General features: G+C 47.7%; 4 protein-coding genes. All 4 read left to right on the top strand.

The features are described 5' to 3' along the window. Positions 1-699: 699 nt before the first annotated feature. From AB4138_RS19325 to pfaD, 4 genes are read left to right on the top strand one after another with little or no spacing between them, the layout of a single operon-like run. Complete coding sequence (locus AB4138_RS19325) at positions 700-8547, top strand: phosphopantetheine-binding protein (RefSeq protein ID WP_372307316.1); 7848 nt, start codon at positions 700-702, stop codon at positions 8545-8547. Continuing rightward, positions 8547-10604 carry a PfaB family protein gene (locus AB4138_RS19320; protein WP_372307312.1) on the top strand — a complete coding sequence of 686 codons (2058 nt, stop codon included), beginning with the start codon at positions 8547-8549 and terminating at the stop codon, positions 10602-10604. Before AB4138_RS19325 ends, AB4138_RS19320 begins: the two co-directional genes overlap by 1 nt. After that, the gene (locus tag AB4138_RS19315; RefSeq protein WP_372307309.1) at positions 10601-16549 is read left to right on the top strand and encodes a beta-ketoacyl synthase N-terminal-like domain-containing protein; all 5949 of its coding nucleotides are present in this window, start codon (positions 10601-10603) and stop codon (positions 16547-16549) included. The genes AB4138_RS19320 and AB4138_RS19315 overlap by 4 nt, the downstream gene beginning before the upstream one ends. A 30-nt stretch (positions 16550-16579) precedes the next feature. After that, positions 16580-18217 (top strand): eicosapentaenoate synthase subunit PfaD, encoded by a 1638-nt coding sequence (gene pfaD, locus AB4138_RS19310; RefSeq protein WP_372307305.1) that lies wholly within the window; start codon positions 16580-16582, stop codon positions 18215-18217. The last annotated feature ends 15 nt before the right edge of the window (positions 18218-18232 follow it).

Genomic DNA, 18232 nt, shown 5'->3' with positions numbered 1-18232 from the left:
AAATCACTATTCATAAAGCCATCAATAAAACATCAAAACGAACAAATTTAACTCACCTATGTTTTGAGAGAAACATAGAGAATTTGGGCAGGAAACACCCTTCATATGCGGACTTAAAACTAATTTTTCAAATAATAACAAATTAAAACACAGATCACACTCAGCCTTACGGAACAGTCATCTATTAAATGTTACTTACAAAAATCTGACATAGATCTCACCAAGTCAAAAAATAGAGCATAAACACTAAAAAACTACTCATATCCATTAATTATCAATAAGTTAATTGCATTAAAAATACAAAAAACAAAAGTTCAGTAAAATCATCTGGTCTGAACAGATCATAGTGGCCTCTGGGAGCATTGTATCGGCCACTCACCTCGGGTAGCCTGCTCAACCATTAAACAAATTCACACGTTTTTATTGCGGATACCTGCTTTGCATAAAGCAGTACTTTGGACAGGATTTAAATGGACATTAACCTCACATTCGAATACCCCCTTCACGCATGAAACACGTTCTCAACGTCTGCAAGTCAATGAACTTCGCACCCCCTATTTCAGTCAGGTGGCCAACTTTCGGCAGCCTTACTCTTCAGCTGCGTTTGCCCAAATCTGTTTCAGATTTATTTTCGATTCAATTAAAAGCGCAGCCTCAAAACACGACATCGCCCTCAGTGATTTCAAGTGGAGACTCATAATGAGCCAACCCGAAAAAAATACACCGGAATCAGTCGACGACACTCGACTTAATAAACGTCTTAAAGACATGCCTATTGCTATCGTTGGTATGGCAAGCATGTTTGCGAACTCTCGCTACCTAAACAAATTCTGGGATTTGATCAGCGAAAAGATCGATGCAATTACCGAAGTGCCTGATACACACTGGCGCCCAGAAGATTACTACGATTCAGATCGTACTACGCCAGACAAATCTTACTGTAAGCGCGGTGGCTTCATCCCAGAAGTTGACTTCAACCCTATGGAATTCGGCCTTCCGCCAAATATCCTAGAACTGACTGATACGTCACAGCTGCTATCTCTGATCGTGGCAAAAGAAGTACTTGAAGATGCGAAACTTCCTGAAGGTTACGATCGCGATAAGATCGGTATTACACTCGGTGTAGGCGGTGGTCAGAAGATCGCTCAAAGCTTGAATGCTCGTCTTCAATACCCTGTTTTGAAAAAAGTCTTCAAGAGCAGTGGCATCAACGACGAAGACAGCGAAATGCTGATCAAAAAATTCCAAGACCAATACATCCACTGGGAAGAGAACTCATTCCCTGGTTCATTAGGTAACGTAATTTCAGGTCGTATTGCTAACCGCTTTGACCTTGGTGGCATCAACTGTGTAGTAGATGCTGCGTGTGCAGGTTCTCTAGCCGCAATGCGCATGGCACTGAGCGAGCTGGTTGAAGGCCGCAGTGAAATGATGATCACTGGTGGTGTGTGTACTGATAACTCACCAACCATGTACATGAGCTTCTCTAAAACCCCAGCATTCACTACAAACGAAACCATTCAACCTTTCGACATCGATTCAAAAGGCATGATGATTGGTGAAGGCATCGGCATGGTTGCTCTTAAGCGCCTTGAAGATGCTGAACGTGACGGCGACAGAATCTACTCAGTGATTAAAGGTGTCGGTTCTTCTTCGGATGGTAAGTTCAAGAGTATTTACGCGCCTCGCCCTGAAGGACAAGCAAAAGCACTCAAACGTGCTTATGATGATGCAGGTTTCGCACCGCACACGCTTGGCCTACTAGAAGCGCACGGCACAGGTACTGCAGCAGGCGATGTTGCTGAATTTGGTGGCTTAAACTCGGTATTCAGTGAGAACAATGAAGAGAAGCAACACATTGCGTTAGGCTCTGTGAAATCTCAAATTGGTCACACTAAATCAACCGCGGGTACTGCAGGTTTAATCAAAGCTGCCTTAGCACTGCACCACAAAGTACTGCCGCCAACGATTAACGTATCGGCTCCGAATCCTAAACTGGATATCGAAAACTCGCCGTTCTACCTAAACACACAAACGCGTCCTTGGATGCAACGTGTCGACGGCACACCACGCCGTGCAGGTATCAGCTCATTCGGTTTTGGTGGCACTAACTTCCACGTGGTATTGGAAGAGTACACACCAGAGCACACTCGCGGTGACAAATACCGTCAACGCCAAGTGCCGCAAACTCTGTTATTCAGCGCAGAATCTCGTCAAGCACTGATCAATGAACTTAAACAGGTTTCAACTCAAACTGCAGATGCAGCGTTCAAACTGGAAGCGCTTGCTGAACAACATAATTTGCGTGAAGTTGACGCTAAGCATGCTCGTCTTGGTTTAGTTGTCACTGACCAAGCAGACCTTCAAGCGCAACTGACTCAAGCGATTCCTATGCTTGAGAGCCAAACCAAAGCACATTGGCAGATGCCAAACGGTACTAGCTACCGTGAGTCAGCACTGATTGCTGAAAACGGCACTAGTAAAGTAGCAGCGCTATTTGCAGGTCAAGGTTCGCAATATCTCAACATGGGTCGCGAGCTTGCTTGTCATTACCCAGAGATGCGCCAACAGCTTGCTCAAGCGGACCAAGTATTTGGTCAGCACAAGAAGACGGCTCTGTCCCAAATTCTATTCCCCATTCCAACCTTCACACCAGAAGCAACCAAAGCTCAAGAAGCGGTGTTAACCAACACGGCCAATGCGCAAAGTGCAATTGGTACTGTGTCTATGGGTCAGTTCGACATCATGACTCAAGCTGGCTTCAAAGCAGACATGGTTGCAGGCCACAGCTTTGGTGAACTAAGCGCACTATGTGCTTCGGGTGTTATCTCGCAAGACGATTACTACCAGCTAGCTTTCGCTCGTGGCGATGCAATGGCTGCAACACCTGAACAAGGTGACAGCGGTACTATGTTTGCGGTCATCTTAGACGCAGACAAACTTCCAGCCGTTGAAAGCTGCATCAGCCAATTCGAAGGCGTGAGCATTGCCAACTACAACGCTCCGACTCAACTGGTTATTGCAGGTCCAACTGCGACGGTTCAACAAGCAGCACAAGCGCTAACTGAACAAGGCTTCAAAGCGATTGCTCTGCCAGTATCTGGTGCTTTCCACACACCGCTTGTTGCTCACGCTCAAAAACCATTTGCTGCGGCAATTGATAAAGCTTCATTCAGCGCTCCAACGCTGCCGCTTTACTCAAACGCAACGGGCAAGCTGCACAGCAAAGACGCTAAAGCGATTAAGAAAGCGTTCAAGCAACACATGCTGCAATCGGTTCGTTTTAGCGAGCAAATTGAAGCGATGTATGAAGCCGGTGCACGCGTATTCGTAGAGTTCGGTCCTAAGAACATTCTTCAAAAGCTGGTTGAGAAAACATTGGCTGATAAGAACGAAGAACTTTACGCAATCAGCATCAACCCAAGCCCTAAAGGCGACAGTGACCAACAACTTCGCTTAGCTGCGGTTCAACTGTGCGTGGCTGGTGTTTCATTAGACAACATTGACCCTTACCAAGCTGACATTGCTGAACCTGCGAAGGCATCACCAATGAACATCAAGCTAAATGCAACCAACTACATCAGCCCTGCTACTCGTAAGAAAATGGATCAATCATTGGCTTCGGGCAACGTCACCGAAAAGACTGAGATTGTTGAAGTGAAAGTTGAAGTCGAGAAAATCGTGGAAAAAGAAGTGATTAAAACAGAAATCGTTGAAGTACCTGTGGCTGCTCCTCAAGCTTCAAATGTACAACCGTCAGTTGCTCCAGCACCAAGTGCACAAGTAGTAACAGCAGCTCAGCAGCCACAAGTGGCGCAACCTGCACCAGCGACTATCCAGCCAGCAGCTCAAGTAACGGTTGATGAGTCTTCACTGCAATCGTTCTTCGATGCTCAACAACAAGCAGCAGAAGTACATCAGCAGTTCCTTGCAATTCCTCAGCAATACGGTGACACGTTCAACACCCTAATGTCTGAGCAAGCGAAAATGGCAACAGCAGGCGTAGCAATTCCAGAGAACCTGCAACGTTCTATGGAAATGTTCCACCAGCACCAAGCTGAAACGCTAAAAGCTCACGCTCATTACCTAGAGATGCAAGCACACAGCAACAACTCAGCACTTAATATGCTGACGCAAGGTTCAGTACAAACGGTACAACCAACCTTCGTTGCGCCAGTAAATGCTCAGCCAGTGATTCAAGCTCCAGCTACTCAAACTACTCCAGCAGCTATCGTTCAACAGCCTGTAGCTCAAGTGCAAACAGCTCCTGTACAAGCTGCGCCGGTTCAAAATACAACAGTTCAGAAAGCTCCAGTACAGAAAGCAGCTCCTGCACCACAAGTAGCGGCTCAAGCGGCAGCACAGGTTGCAGCTCAGCCTGTGCTAGTTAAAGCACAACCGGCTCCTGTGGCTGCACCAGTAGCAGTACAATCAGCCGATGCTGAAAAAGTGATGCTAGAAGTGGTCGCTGAGAAAACGGGTTACCCAACGGAAATGCTTGATCTAGAAATGGACATGGAAGCAGATCTTGGTATCGACTCAATCAAGCGCGTAGAGATCCTTGGTACCGTTCAAGACGAAATGCCAAACCTACCTGAGCTGAACCCTGAAGATTTAGCTGAGTGTCGTACTCTTGGTGAAATCGTTACCTACATGAACAGCAAGATGCCAGCATCAGCGCCTGTGGCAGCACAACCAAGCGCAACTGCTCCTGTTCAAGCCGCTAACGGTCTTGATGCGAAAGTCGTTCAACAAACCATGCTAGAAGTGGTTGCTGAGAAGACAGGTTACCCAACGGAAATGCTTGATCTAGAAATGGATATGGAAGCAGACCTTGGTATCGATTCAATCAAGCGTGTTGAGATTCTTGGTACGGTTCAAGATGAACTGCCTACTCTTCCAGAGCTAAACCCTGAAGACTTAGCTGAGTGTCGTACTCTTGGCGAAATCGTTGCTTACATGAACAGCAAGCTTCCGGCTTCTGCTCCAGTCTCTTCACAAGCACCAGTAGTTGCTCCGGCAACAGCTAGCAATGGTCTAGATGCGGCTGTCGTTCAAAAAACCATGTTAGAAGTGGTAGCAGAGAAGACGGGCTACCCGACTGAAATGCTAGATCTAGCAATGGATATGGAAGCCGACCTTGGTATCGATTCAATCAAGCGTGTTGAGATTCTTGGTACGGTTCAAGATGAACTACCGACTCTTCCAGAACTAAACCCTGAAGACTTAGCTGAATGTCGCACTCTAGGCGAAATCGTCGACTACATGAACAGTAAGCTTCCGGCTTCTACTCCTGTAGCAGCTCAAGTATCTGCACCAGCGCAAGCAGTATCAAACGGTTTAAACGCAGAACAAGTTCAAAGCACAATGCTGAGCGTAGTGGCTGATAAAACGGGCTACCCAACAGAAATGCTAGACCTAGCAATGGACATGGAAGCAGACCTTGGTATCGACTCAATCAAACGTGTTGAGATCCTTGGTACGGTTCAAGACCAGCTACCAACCTTGCCAGAGCTAAACCCTGAAGATCTAGCTGAGTGTCGTACACTAGGCGAAATCGTTGCTTACATGAACAGCAAGCTAGACGCTAATGAAGTTCCTAACGCAGCACCTGCTCCAGAAGCAGCTACAGCCGCTGCAGAAAGCACGAGCAACGACCTAAACCCTGCTCACGTTCAATCAACAATGATGGAAGTGGTTGCCGACAAAACGGGTTACCCAGCAGAAATGCTCGACCTCGCGATGGACATGGAAGCAGACCTTGGCATCGACTCAATCAAACGTGTTGAGATTCTGGGTACGGTTCAAGACCAGTTACCAACACTGCCAGAGCTAAACCCTGAAGACTTAGCTGAGTGTCGTACGCTTGGTGAAATCGTTACTTATATGCAAAGCAAGCTATCCGCAGCTGCACCCGTAGCGACTCCAAAAGCTGAATCAGTAACGCCTATCGCAGAAACAGCGACAGCGGAACTTCCTCCACACAATGAGGTGGCGCTAAAAAAGCTACCAGCGGCAGATAAACTCGTCGATTGTTTCTCAAAAGACGCTTGTGTCGTGATCACAGATGATGGTCACAACGCCGGTGTTCTAGCAGAAAAGTTGACCGCTAACGGCATTCAAGTTGCTGTAGTGCGTAGTGCTCTTTCTGTCGCGTCACCTTTAAACAGTGAAATCGCAAGCTACACCCTCAACAGTATCGATGATGCTGGTGTGACTGCAGTTATTAACGACATCGAAGCAGACCTTAAAACGTCGAACAAAGTGATTGCTGGCTTCATTCATTTACAAGCTATCGTTGATACGAAACAAAGCAACGAGCAAGCAGTTAACTTGAATGCAGACTCAAGAGCTTCACTGACGACAGCGTTCTTATTCGCCAAGCACCTAAATGGCCAATTGAATGCCGTTTCTGGTCGCAGTGTGTTCTTCACGCTAAGCCGTATCGATGGTGGCTTTGGTTACCTAGATACTAAGCAATTAGCGAATGCAGAACTTAACCAAGCGGCTCTATCTGGTCTAACTAAGACACTGAGCCATGAATGGTCAAACGTGTTCTGCCGCGCATTGGATGCTGACGCTTCGATTGATGCTCATCATCTTGCTGAAGCAATCACAGGCGAACTGTTCGATATCGATACCAACACGGTTGAAATCGGCCTTAGCCATGCGGAAAACGGTGAATCTGGTCGTGCAACACTGATTGCGACAACACCAGGTGCTGCACAAACCAAAAACACAGGCGCTCAGCTCACCAAGAGCGACAAAGTTCTGGTGACGGGTGGCGCTAAAGGCGTGACGTTTGAATGTGCACTGACACTTGCTAAGCAATGTAAGTCTCACTTCATTCTTGCAGGTCGTAGTAAGCATATTACTTCAGCTGAGCTACCTCAGTGGGCACAAGGCAAGCAAGAGAAAGAGCTAAAACCAGCGGCTATTGCTCACCTACAAGCAACAGGTGACAAACCAACGCCAAAGAAAGTTGATACCTTGCTAAAACCTGTATTGAGCAGCCTTGAAATCAACGCAGCACTTGCCGCTTTCAACGAGATTGGCGCGAGCGCTGAATACCTAAGTCTAGATGTATCGAACCATGAGTCAGTAGCGAAAACGCTGGCGAATTTCGAAGGCATCACAGGTCTGATCCACGGTGCAGGCGTACTGGCTGACAAGCACATTCAAGATAAAACACTTGATGAACTGAACATGGTTTACGGCACGAAAGTGGGCGGGCTAGAAGCGGTTCTTGGTGGTCTTGATAGCAGCAAGCTAAAACTGATTGCGATGTTCTCTTCGGCGGCGGGTTTCTACGGAAACACTGGCCAAAGTGATTACTCGATGTCTAACGAGATCCTAAACAAAGCGGCTCTACAACTGTCTGCGCGTAACCCTCAAGCGAAAGTGATGAGCTTCAACTGGGGACCATGGGACGGTGGCATGGTCAACGCAGCACTGAAACGTATGTTCACAGAGCGCGGCGTGTACGTAATTCCTCTTCAGGCAGGTGCAGAGCTGTTTAGTTCTCAACTACTGAACGAAACTGGCATTCAACTGCTGGTTGGTACGAGCATGCAAGGTTCTGACAACAAGGAAGCTGCTGTAAAAAAGCTTAATGCGGAGTCTGTGCATCTTGCAAAGAGTCCGCTGAATACAAGCATCACTGTGGCACGTCATCTTGATCCAAAGGCATTGCCTTTCATTCAAGATCACTGCATTGCCGGTAACCCTGTATTACCGACAGTGTGTGCCATCCAATGGATGCGTGAAGTCGCAGAGCAACTGTTAGGGGTGAACGTTAGCGTTCACAACTACAAACTGCTTAAGGGTGTGATTTTTGATACTGATGAAGTGCAAGAGCTGAAACTGGTTCTTTCTTCTGATGCTAAATCAAAAGATCAGCTAAAAGCGGTGATCAGTTGCCAAGGGCGACCACAGTATCAAGCTCAGTTGCAAGTTGCCTCTGTGCAAGTATCTGAAGATGTTCAACAAGCGTCAGTAGAACGCTTTGAGGCCAACACTTCAGCACCTGTAACAACGGCACAAGCTCTATACAGTGACGGCACTCTGTTTCATGGACCAAGATTGCAAGGTATTACTTCAGTCGAACGCTTTGACGACTTAGGCTTATTGGCTCAGTGCCAACTACCTCAGATTGAAAACAGCGACTGCGGATCATTTATTCCGAAGCAAGGTTTTGGTGATAGCCAGCCATTCGCGGAAGATTATTTACTGCAAGCCATGCTGGTATGGGCTCGATTGAAATACGGCGCGGCAAGCCTACCGTCTGCAATCGGTGAGTTTGTTTGTTACGCACCGATGCACAATGGCGACCAAGGTTGGCTAGAGCTGAGCGTGATAAAAAGCACGGCTCGTTCGCTGCAAGCTGATATCTCGCTTTACCACCAAGATGGTCGTTTAAGCGCGGTAATGAAAGGTGCAAAAGTCACCATCAGCAAGAGCTTAAATGACGCATTTTTGCCGAAATCTAGCTCAGCAGTATCGAAGAAAGAGGCGACTAAGAACGCAGAAAAGGAGCAATTGTCATAGTGACGGTTCCTTCTAATAAAGCGATGCCATTGCGCATCGCTCTTTTAGCTCAGCCAGCAAACGCGGCTGAGCTTTCTGCCGACTTATTCCTCTCGTTCCCAGACATGATAACTGTTGTGGTTGATGGCAATTTTAATCAAGCACTTAGCCGTGCGATTGAGACTGTAAATCTAGGCACTGCTGTTAAACTCTGTTTGGGTTCTCACTCACCATCATTGTTGATGTTAAGTGCGCTGAATGCTGCTCAGAATAAGATTCACCCACACGCGAATTTAGCGGGCTTTGCCGAAACTCTCGATCTAGATAATGGAGATAGCGTTCAGCTTGCTCTAGAGATGTCACGCCGCCCCGCTTCAGATTTAAGCCATCAACAACAATACTCAACCCTATCTGCTTCGCAGCAGTTTAATGAGTTGTTGAATATGATTGAGGCGATATCGAGCCGTTCATTGCCGAGCTATTCATTACCCAGCCACTATTGGTTCACTGAGCCGAACAAAGCACGTGTTGCTGCGTTAACTTTCAGTGACGATAGCCAAAAAGCCACCAGCCTGATATTGACTCAAGCGACCGGTTTGCAAGAACCAAAGCCACTGCTATCGAGCGAGCGTTTGATGTTTGTGGTTTCTGGCTACGACCAAGCCGAATTGGTTTCTCAGTTAACCTCGTTAAGAGTGGAGCTTCAATGCGTTAGTGATTCGGCAGACAGAGAACTTGCTATCGCCACCCTGATGCATTCAAACCTAAGTCACTTCCAAAGCATTCAACACAATGCTGGCCTTAGCGCGAACATAGTGATTCAAGCGGCTTCAATTGATGCTGCATTGCAAGAAATCACAGCGCTAGAAAATGCGCTGCCAAAAGTAATGGCTGACAATAGCCAATACAAAACTCCGGCAGGCAGTTGTTTCTCTCCAAAGCCTCAAAGCAAAGGTGGTGTTGCATTTGTTTACCCTGGTGTTGGCACGGTTTATCCCGGCATGTTGCGCGAGTTTCACCAACATTTCCCACAGTTATTTGCCCGCTTAGAGCGAGAAGGTGACTTGAAAGAAATGCTGCAGGCTGAAAAAACCTACGCTGAAGACTCGCAAGAAATGTCGCTCAGTGAATTAGCCATTGCAGGTGTGGGCAGTAGTTATCTGTTAACACAACTGCTGTGTGATGAATTCAAAGTGCAGCCAGATTTCGCCTTGGGTTACTCCAAGGGTGAAGCTTCCATGTGGGCTAGCTTGAATGTTTGGAAAAACCCACATGCGCTGATTGAGATGACTCAAACCAGTCCTATCTTCACTACGGCTATTTCTGGCGAACTCACCGCAGTACGTCAAGATTGGCAGCTGAACGGCGACGAAAGCATCCAATGGAATAGCTTTGTGGTTCGCAGTGATGCGCAAGCGATTGAAGCTCTGTTACCAGAGTTCCCACGCGCTTATCTCGCTATCATCCAAGGTGATACTTGCGTGCTAGCAGGTTGTGAAAGCACATGTCGTGCACTACTCAAGAAACTGGGTAAACGTGGTATTGCCGCTAACCGTGTTACTGCGATGCACACCACACCAGCGCTGAGTCAGCATAGCCAAGTGCGTGAGTTTTACACTCAACCACTGTTCGACGATTTGCCAAAGCATATCCGCTTTATCAGCGCAGCAGGTCTACCGACTGGCGCACCAATCAATATAGACAGCGACAGCATCGCCCTTTCGATTGCCGACACTTTCTGTTCGACGTTAGATTTCACCGCGTTGATCCAAAGTGCGCGTCAGCAAGGTGCTCGCCTGTTTGTCGAAGTAGGTGCCGATCGTCAAACCAGCACATTGATCGACAAGATCAATCGTAGCGACGACGTAGCCGACCAGTACTGCACAATCGCTTCCAATGCCAAAGGCGGTGACGATGTTGTCACGCTCATCAAGTGCATTGGTCAGCTCATTACTCATCAAATCCCACTGTCTGTCGAGACTCTTATCCAAGGGCTAGAACAACAGATCACCGCCGCTAAACAATTACGTGGTGTGTCTCAAGGCAGCGCAGTGAATCATCAAGGAGAGCTAGTATGAGTTCTCAATCGAAACCATCTCAATATAAATATCAGGCTCAAAACAAACAGCAAGTGAAGTGCAATAAGATCGCGATTGTCGGTATTGCTAACCAATACCCAGAAGCTGATACGCCAAAAGATTTTTGGCAAAACTTGCTAAACAAAAAAGATTCTCGAACCACATTAAGCGCTGAAAAATTAGGTGCTAAACCTGAAAGCTATCAGGGCGTGCAAGGCGAATCAGACCGCTTTTACTGTGATAAAGGCGGCTACATCGAAAACTTCAATTTCGATAGCAATGGCTACCGCTTAACAGCAGAATCGTTCAACGGTGTTGACCAGAGTTTCCTATGGGCTTTGGACACCAGTCGTAAGGCGTTAGTCGACGCAGGCATTAATTTAAATGCCGGTGTTTTAGAGCGCACAGGCGTGATCATGGGTGCCCTTTCGTTCCCAACCACACGCTCAAACGACTTGTTTCTGCCGATGTATCACTCGGTGGTCGAGAAAGCACTTAAAGATAAATTGGCTAATGACCAGTTTTCACTGCTACCAACCAATGAAACCGCGCAAAACCTCAACCCGATCAATGGTGCTGCAGCGCATAACGCCTCTAAGTTAGTGGCTGATGCGCTAGGTCTAGGCAACGTGCAACTTAGCCTAGATGCAGCATGTGCAAGTTCAGTGTATTCATTGAAGTTAGCGTGTGATTACTTGAACACAGGTAAAGCCGACATGATGTTGGCAGGTGCGGTATCCGGTGCTGACCCATTCTTTATCAACATGGGTTTTTCCATCTTCCACGCTTACCCTGATCACGGTGTGTCGGTTCCGTTTGATAGCAACAGTAAAGGTCTGTTTGCTGGCGAAGGTGCGGGTGTTTTAGTCCTAAAACGCTTAGCTGATGCAGAGCGTGATGGCGACAACATCTACGCAGTCGTCAGCGGTATTGGCTTGTCGAACGATGGCCGAGGCCAGTTCGTATTAAGCCCAAACAGCAAAGGACAAGTCCAAGCCTTTGAACGCGCTTACGAGGCTTCGAACTTATCACCAGACAGCATCGAAGTGATTGAGTGTCACGCAACCGGCACACCATTAGGTGACAAGGTTGAGTTAACCTCAATGGAGCGTTTCTTTGCTGACAAATTGAATGGTTCTAACCCGCCATTGATTGGCTCTGCCAAGTCCAACCTCGGTCACTTGCTGACTGCGGCAGGTATGCCAGGGATCATGAAAATGATCTTTGCGATGAAAGAAGGTGTGCTTCCTCCAAGTATTAATTTGGATAAGCCACTATCGTCGCCAGAAGGTTTATTTGGCTCACAGACTCTGCCAACACAGGTTCAACCTTGGCCAAGTAAAGCGGGCAACTCAGAGCGCTGCGCGGGTGTTTCTGTCTTTGGTTTCGGTGGCTGTAACGCTCACTTACTGCTTGAAGCGTATTCAGACACCAGTCATGTAAACCAGACTTTAGAGTCGGCTTCTCCAAGCCTACAACCGTCTAATTTAAGTATTACTGGTCTCGCGTCTCACTTCGGTTCTCTGCAAAGCATCAATGCGCTAAGCACTGCGATTGAAACCAACGACGATGCTTTCATTGCCTTGCCTAAGAAACGCTGGAAAGGCTTAGACCAACATCCAGAACTACTGAATCAGTTTGGTTTACATGGTATTCCAAATGGCGCGTACATCGATCAATTCGATCTCGATTTCCTGCGCTTCAAAGTGCCGCCAAATGAAGATGACCGTTTGATCTCTCAGCAGTTGCTACTGATGAAAGTTGCAGACGAAGCCATCAAAGATGCCAAGCTTGTTGCAGGCCAAAAGGTTGCGGTTTTAGTTGCGATGGAAACAGAGCTTGAGATGCACCAATTCCGTGGGCGCGTAAACCTGCATAGCCAACTGGCTGACAGCTTTGCCAACATGGGTATTGAGCTAACACAAGATGAATACCAATCGCTAGAAACCATCGCGATGGACAGTGTGATGGACGCAGCCAAGCTGAACCAATACACCAGTTTCATCGGCAACATCATGGCTTCGCGTATCTCTTCATTGTGGGACTTTAACGGCCCTGCCTTTACGATTTCAGCCGCTGAACAATCAGTTGCTCGTTGTATAGACGTCGCGCAAAACCTAATGTCGCAAGAATCGATGGATGCCGTCGTGATTGCAGCCGTCGACCTAAGCGGCAGTGCGGAACATGTGATTCTGAAGAACAGCGTCAGCCCAGTGTCACTTTCTCCAAAATTCGGACAACCACAAGACGGCGGTTGGAATGTGGGCGAAGGCGCAGGTGCAATTGTTCTTGTGGAAGAAGGTCAAGTAGCGAGCAACCAAGAGACAGCTTACGGCAGCATCAACGCCTTGGCCTTTGGCTCAAGCGAGCGTAACAACGCCGTTATTGATGAGTTACTGACTCAAGTCGGTATGAGCTCGAACGATGTTTCTCTGCTTGAGCTTAACCATGCACCAGAATCTTCATCTCATCAGTTTTCGTCTCTAAGTTTAGGGAACACAAAGACTACTCAAGCGAGTCAGCGTGTTGGTCATTGCTCTGCTGCTTCTGGCATGGCAAGCCTGCTACACGGTCTGCTCAACCTTAACCTTGCACCTCTGAATCCGAATATCAGCTCTAAAAATGCGATTGTTGCCAACATCAGCGAAGGACAATGTTCACAGCTGCTACTAAGCCAATCGAGTGTTGAATCTCAATCACTTTCCGTTCGTTTAAGCAGTGAACTGGCAAGTGATGCTAAACGCCAATTGGTTAAGCAAGTGACTCTTGGTGGTCGCGATATTTATCAACATATTGCCCAAACCCCAGTGACCAACTTGGCAACGATTCAACAGAAAGCTTCTGGTAAACAAGCGACAAGAGTAGCGTCGGTTCCAACGACAGCAAGCATTCAAGCAGCCCTTGTGCAAAAAGAGTTAGAGAAGAATGCATTAGCGCAGAACGCGGTAGAGCCAGTCATCGAAACTCCTACATCAGTATCCCCTACTCTGGCGCCAACTCGCCACAGTCAGCTAACAGGTAACCACAGCAATATGACTCATGTCCTATCCGCTAAAAATGGCGCGTCTCAAATCGACGCTAATACGGATGCAGCATCACAGCCGTCTGTAACATCATACAACCAAGCTTTTGCTCAAAATCAGCAAGCAGCACAGCAAGTACACAAAGCATTCCTGCACACTCGTGCCCAAGGCATGCAAATGGCTGATGCACTATTGAAAGCACAGCTAAACGCAGTGACATCTGGTTTAGATAGCAATACCCTTTCTCAACAAACGACTGGTCAACAAACGACTGGTCAGCAAACATCAGCTCAGCCTGTTCAAGCTCAACCGACTCAGGTTCAGTCAGTGCCAGTAAACGTACTTGCGACGCCAGCATCAGTAAAACCTATCCGTAAGCCATGTATCTGGGATTACGATGATCTGGTTGAATACGCTGAAGGCGACATCGCTAACGTATTTGGTCCTGATTACGCGATCATCGATAGCTACTCGCGCCGCGTTCGTTTGCCAACCACCGACTACCTACTGGTATCTCGTGTCACTAAGCTCAACGCGACAATGAACGAGTACAAGCCAAGCACAATGACCACCGAATACGACATCCCAGTTGATGCGCCGTATCTTGTTGATGGTCAGATCCCTTGGGCTGTTGCAGTTGAATCTGGTCAGTGTGACCTAATGCTGATCAGCTACTTAGGCATTGATTTTGAAAACAAAGGCGAGCGTGTTTATCGCCTGCTTGATTGTACGCTGACCTTCCTTGGCGACTTGCCTCGTGGTGGCGATACACTGCGTTACGATATCTCAATCAACAACTTTGCTCGCAATGGCGACACATTACTGTTCTTCTTCTCGTACGAGTGTTTCGTTGGCGACAAGATGATCCTGAAAATGGATAACGGTTGTGCGGGCTTCTTCACTGATGAAGAGCTAGCAGACGGCAAGGGTGTGATTCACACTGAAGACGAAATCAAGGCTCGTAAACTTGCAACTAAGCAACGCTTCGACCCTATGCTGCACTGTCCTAAAACGCAGTTTAACCACCAAGAACTGCGCCACCTGCTGACTGCAAACATTGCAGAGTGTTTTGGCCCAACTCACCAATCCAATAGCCACCAGCCTTCTTTGTGCTTCAGCTCAGAGAAGTTCATGATGATCGAAAAGGTTAGCCGTGTTGAACCGCAAGGCGGAACATGGGGACTTGGTCTGATTGAAGGTCACAAGCAACTAGAGCCTGAACACTGGTACTTCCCTTGTCACTTCAAAGATGACTCAGTAATGGCTGGCTCTTTGATGGCCGAAGGTTGTGGTCAACTGCTGCAATTCTTCATGATGCACCTGGGCATGCACACACTTGTTCAAAATGGTCGTTTCCAACCGCTTGAAAATGCCCCTCAACAAGTACGTTGTCGTGGTCAAGTGCTACCACAATCGGCAGAGCTGACTTACCGTATGGAAGTGACTGAGATTGGTCTAAGCCCTCGCCCATACGCGAAAGCCAACATCGATATTTTGCTGAACGGCAAAGTGATTGTTGATTTCCAAAACTTGGGTGTGATGATCAAAGAAGACGACGAATGTACTCGTTACCTACCTTCTTTAGAAACAGCTGTCGCGACTCCTGTTATCGAAAACTTGGGCCATACGCCAGCAGTGAACCAACAAGCTTCAGCAAATGCGCCACTTATGGCTCAAATTGAAGACCTAGAAACTGCACCAAACAAAGGTGTGATTCCACTTCAACACGTTGAAGCTCCGGTGACTCCAGATTACCCAAATCGCACTCCAGATACGGTTCCGTTCACGCCTTACCACATGTTCGAATTCGCAACGGGCGATATCGAGAAATGTTTCGGCCCTGACTTCTCTATCTACCGTGGAATGATTCCACCACGTACTCCGTGTGGCGACTTGCAGTTAACCACTCGTGTCGTAGAAATCGACGGTAAGCGTGGCGACTTCAAGAAACCGTCATCGTGTATCGCAGAATACGAAGTGCCAGAAAATGCATGGTACTTTGATGAAAACAGCCATCACACCTTGATGCCTTATTCGGTATTGATGGAGATTTCACTGCAGCCAAACGGCTTTATCTCTGGCTACATGGGCACCACGCTTGGCTTCCCAGGTGAAGAACTGTTTTTCCGTAACCTAGATGGCAGCGGTAAAATGCTGCGTAACGTCGACTTGCGTGGCAAAACGATTACCAACGATTCTCGTCTGCTTTCAACGGTAATGATGGGCACTAACATCGTACAGAGCTTCAGCTTCGAACTGAGTACTGACGGCGTGCCTTTTTACCAAGGTACGGCGGTATTTGGTTACTTCAAAGGCGCAGCACTGAAAGACCAACTTGGTTTGGACAACGGTAAAGTGACTCACCCTTGGCACGTTGATAACAACCGCACACCGGATGTAAACATCAACCTGCTAGACAAAACGACGCGTTACTTCAATGCACCTATTTCTGCTACTGGTGAAGTGCAAGAGCACTACCAGCTGGCTGGCGGTCGTTTGAACTTTATCGATACTGTGCAGATCACCAGCGATGGTGGTAAAGATGGCCTTGGTTACCTATACGCTGAGCGTACGATTGACCCAAGCGATTGGTTCTTCCAGTTCCACTTCCATCAAGATCCGGTAATGCCAGGCTCTCTAGGTGTCGAAGCGATCATCGAGTTAATGCAAACCTATGCGCTAAACAAAGACCTTGGCGCTGGTTTCCGCAATCCTAAGTTTGGTCAAATTCAATCTGAAGTGAAGTGGAAATACCGTGGTCAGATTAACCCTCTGAACAAACAGATGTCACTGGATGTACACATCACTGCAATCAAAGACGAAGACGGCAAACGCATCATCGTTGGCGACGCAAACCTGAGCAAAGATGGTCTGCGTATTTACGAAGTGAAAGACATCGCGATTTGTATCGAAGAAGCATAAGCCTGACAGAGAACTAGGAAAGAATTTAGTATGACAACCCAAACTACAATCAATAACGAAAAGCTATCTCCGTGGCCTTGGCAGATCGAAGAGAGCACAACTCGCTTTGATAACGCAGCAATGTCGACAATATTGAAAGACTTAAGCCTTGCTTGTTACGTCGTGAACCACCCAGAAAAAGGTTTAGGCGTAAGCCAAAAATCTGAGATTGCATCGGGCGATTCAGCAAGCTCGGCGAACAGCCAGCCTGTTAGCGCCTTTGCTCCCGCTCTTGGTACACAAAGCCTAGGCGACGAAGAGTTTCGTCGCTGCCACGGCGTGAAATACGCTTACTACGCGGGTGCAATGGCAAATGGCATTTCATCTGAAGAGTTGGTGATTGCGCTTGGCCAAGCTGGCATTCTTTGTTCATTTGGCGCGGCGGGTTTAATCCCGTCTCGCGTTGAGCAAGCGATTAACCGCATTCAAGCAGCACTGCCAAACGGTCCTTACGCGTTTAACCTGATTCACAGCCCAAGCGAACCCGCACTAGAACGCGGCAGTGTTGAGCTATTTTTGAAGCACAAAGTGAAAACAGTTGAAGCTTCAGCATTCTTAGGTTTAACACCGCAAATCGTTCACTACCGTGCCGCTGGCCTTAGCCGCGATGCACAAGGTGAGATTCAGATTGGCAACAAGGTTATTGCTAAGGTAAGCCGTACTGAAGTCGCGAGTAAGTTCATGCAACCAGCTCCAGCTAAAATGCTGCAAGCTCTAGTTGATGAAGGTCGAATCACAGCAGAACAGATGGAACTAGCACAGCTAGTTCCTATAGCTGATGACATTACTGCAGAAGCTGACTCTGGTGGTCACACGGATAACCGTCCGCTAGTAACACTGCTACCAACGATTCTAGCGCTGAAAGAGCAAATCCAAGCACAGTACCAGTTCAAAACACCACTGCGTGTTGGCTGTGGTGGTGGTGTAGGCACGCCTGACGCTGCGCTAGCGACGTTTAACATGGGTGCGGCATACATTGTTACTGGTTCAATCAACCAAGCGTGTGTTGAGGCTGGCGCGAGCGAACACACTCGTAAGCTGCTTTCGACAACTGAAATGGCTGACGTGACGATGGCTCCGGCGGCAGACATGTTCGAAATGGGCGTGAAACTGCAAGTGGTTAAGCGTGGCACCTTGTTCCCAATGCGTGCCAACAAACTGTATGAGCTATACACACGTTACGACTCGATTGAAGCGATTCCAGTTGAAGAGCGCCAAAAGCTAGAGAAGCAGGTATTCCGTTCAACACTGGATGATATTTGGGCAGGGACTGTGGCTCACTTTAACGAGCGCGACCCTAAACAGATCGAACGAGCGGAAGGCAACCCGAAGCGTAAAATGGCGTTGATCTTCCGTTGGTACTTGGGTCTTTCGAGCCGTTGGTCAAACACCGGCGAACAAGGTCGTGAAATGGATTACCAAGTATGGGCAGGCCCGGCACTTGGCGCATTCAACGCCTGGGCAAAAGACAGCTATCTAGATGATTACCAACAGCGTAATGCCGTTGATCTTGCTAAGCATCTGATGCACGGTGCTGCGTACTTAGCTCGTGTTAACCTGCTGACCTCACAAGGTATCAAGCTTGCTCCGGAACTAGCACGCTGGAAGCCGACGCAAAGAATGGCATAGGCATTTCAATACAGC

It is taken from the genome of Vibrio sp. 10N.286.52.C3 (assembly GCF_041468865.1).
GTDB lineage: Bacteria > Pseudomonadota > Gammaproteobacteria > Enterobacterales > Vibrionaceae > Vibrio > Vibrio crassostreae_C.
This window is presented reverse-complemented; position numbering and strand designations above follow the sequence as displayed.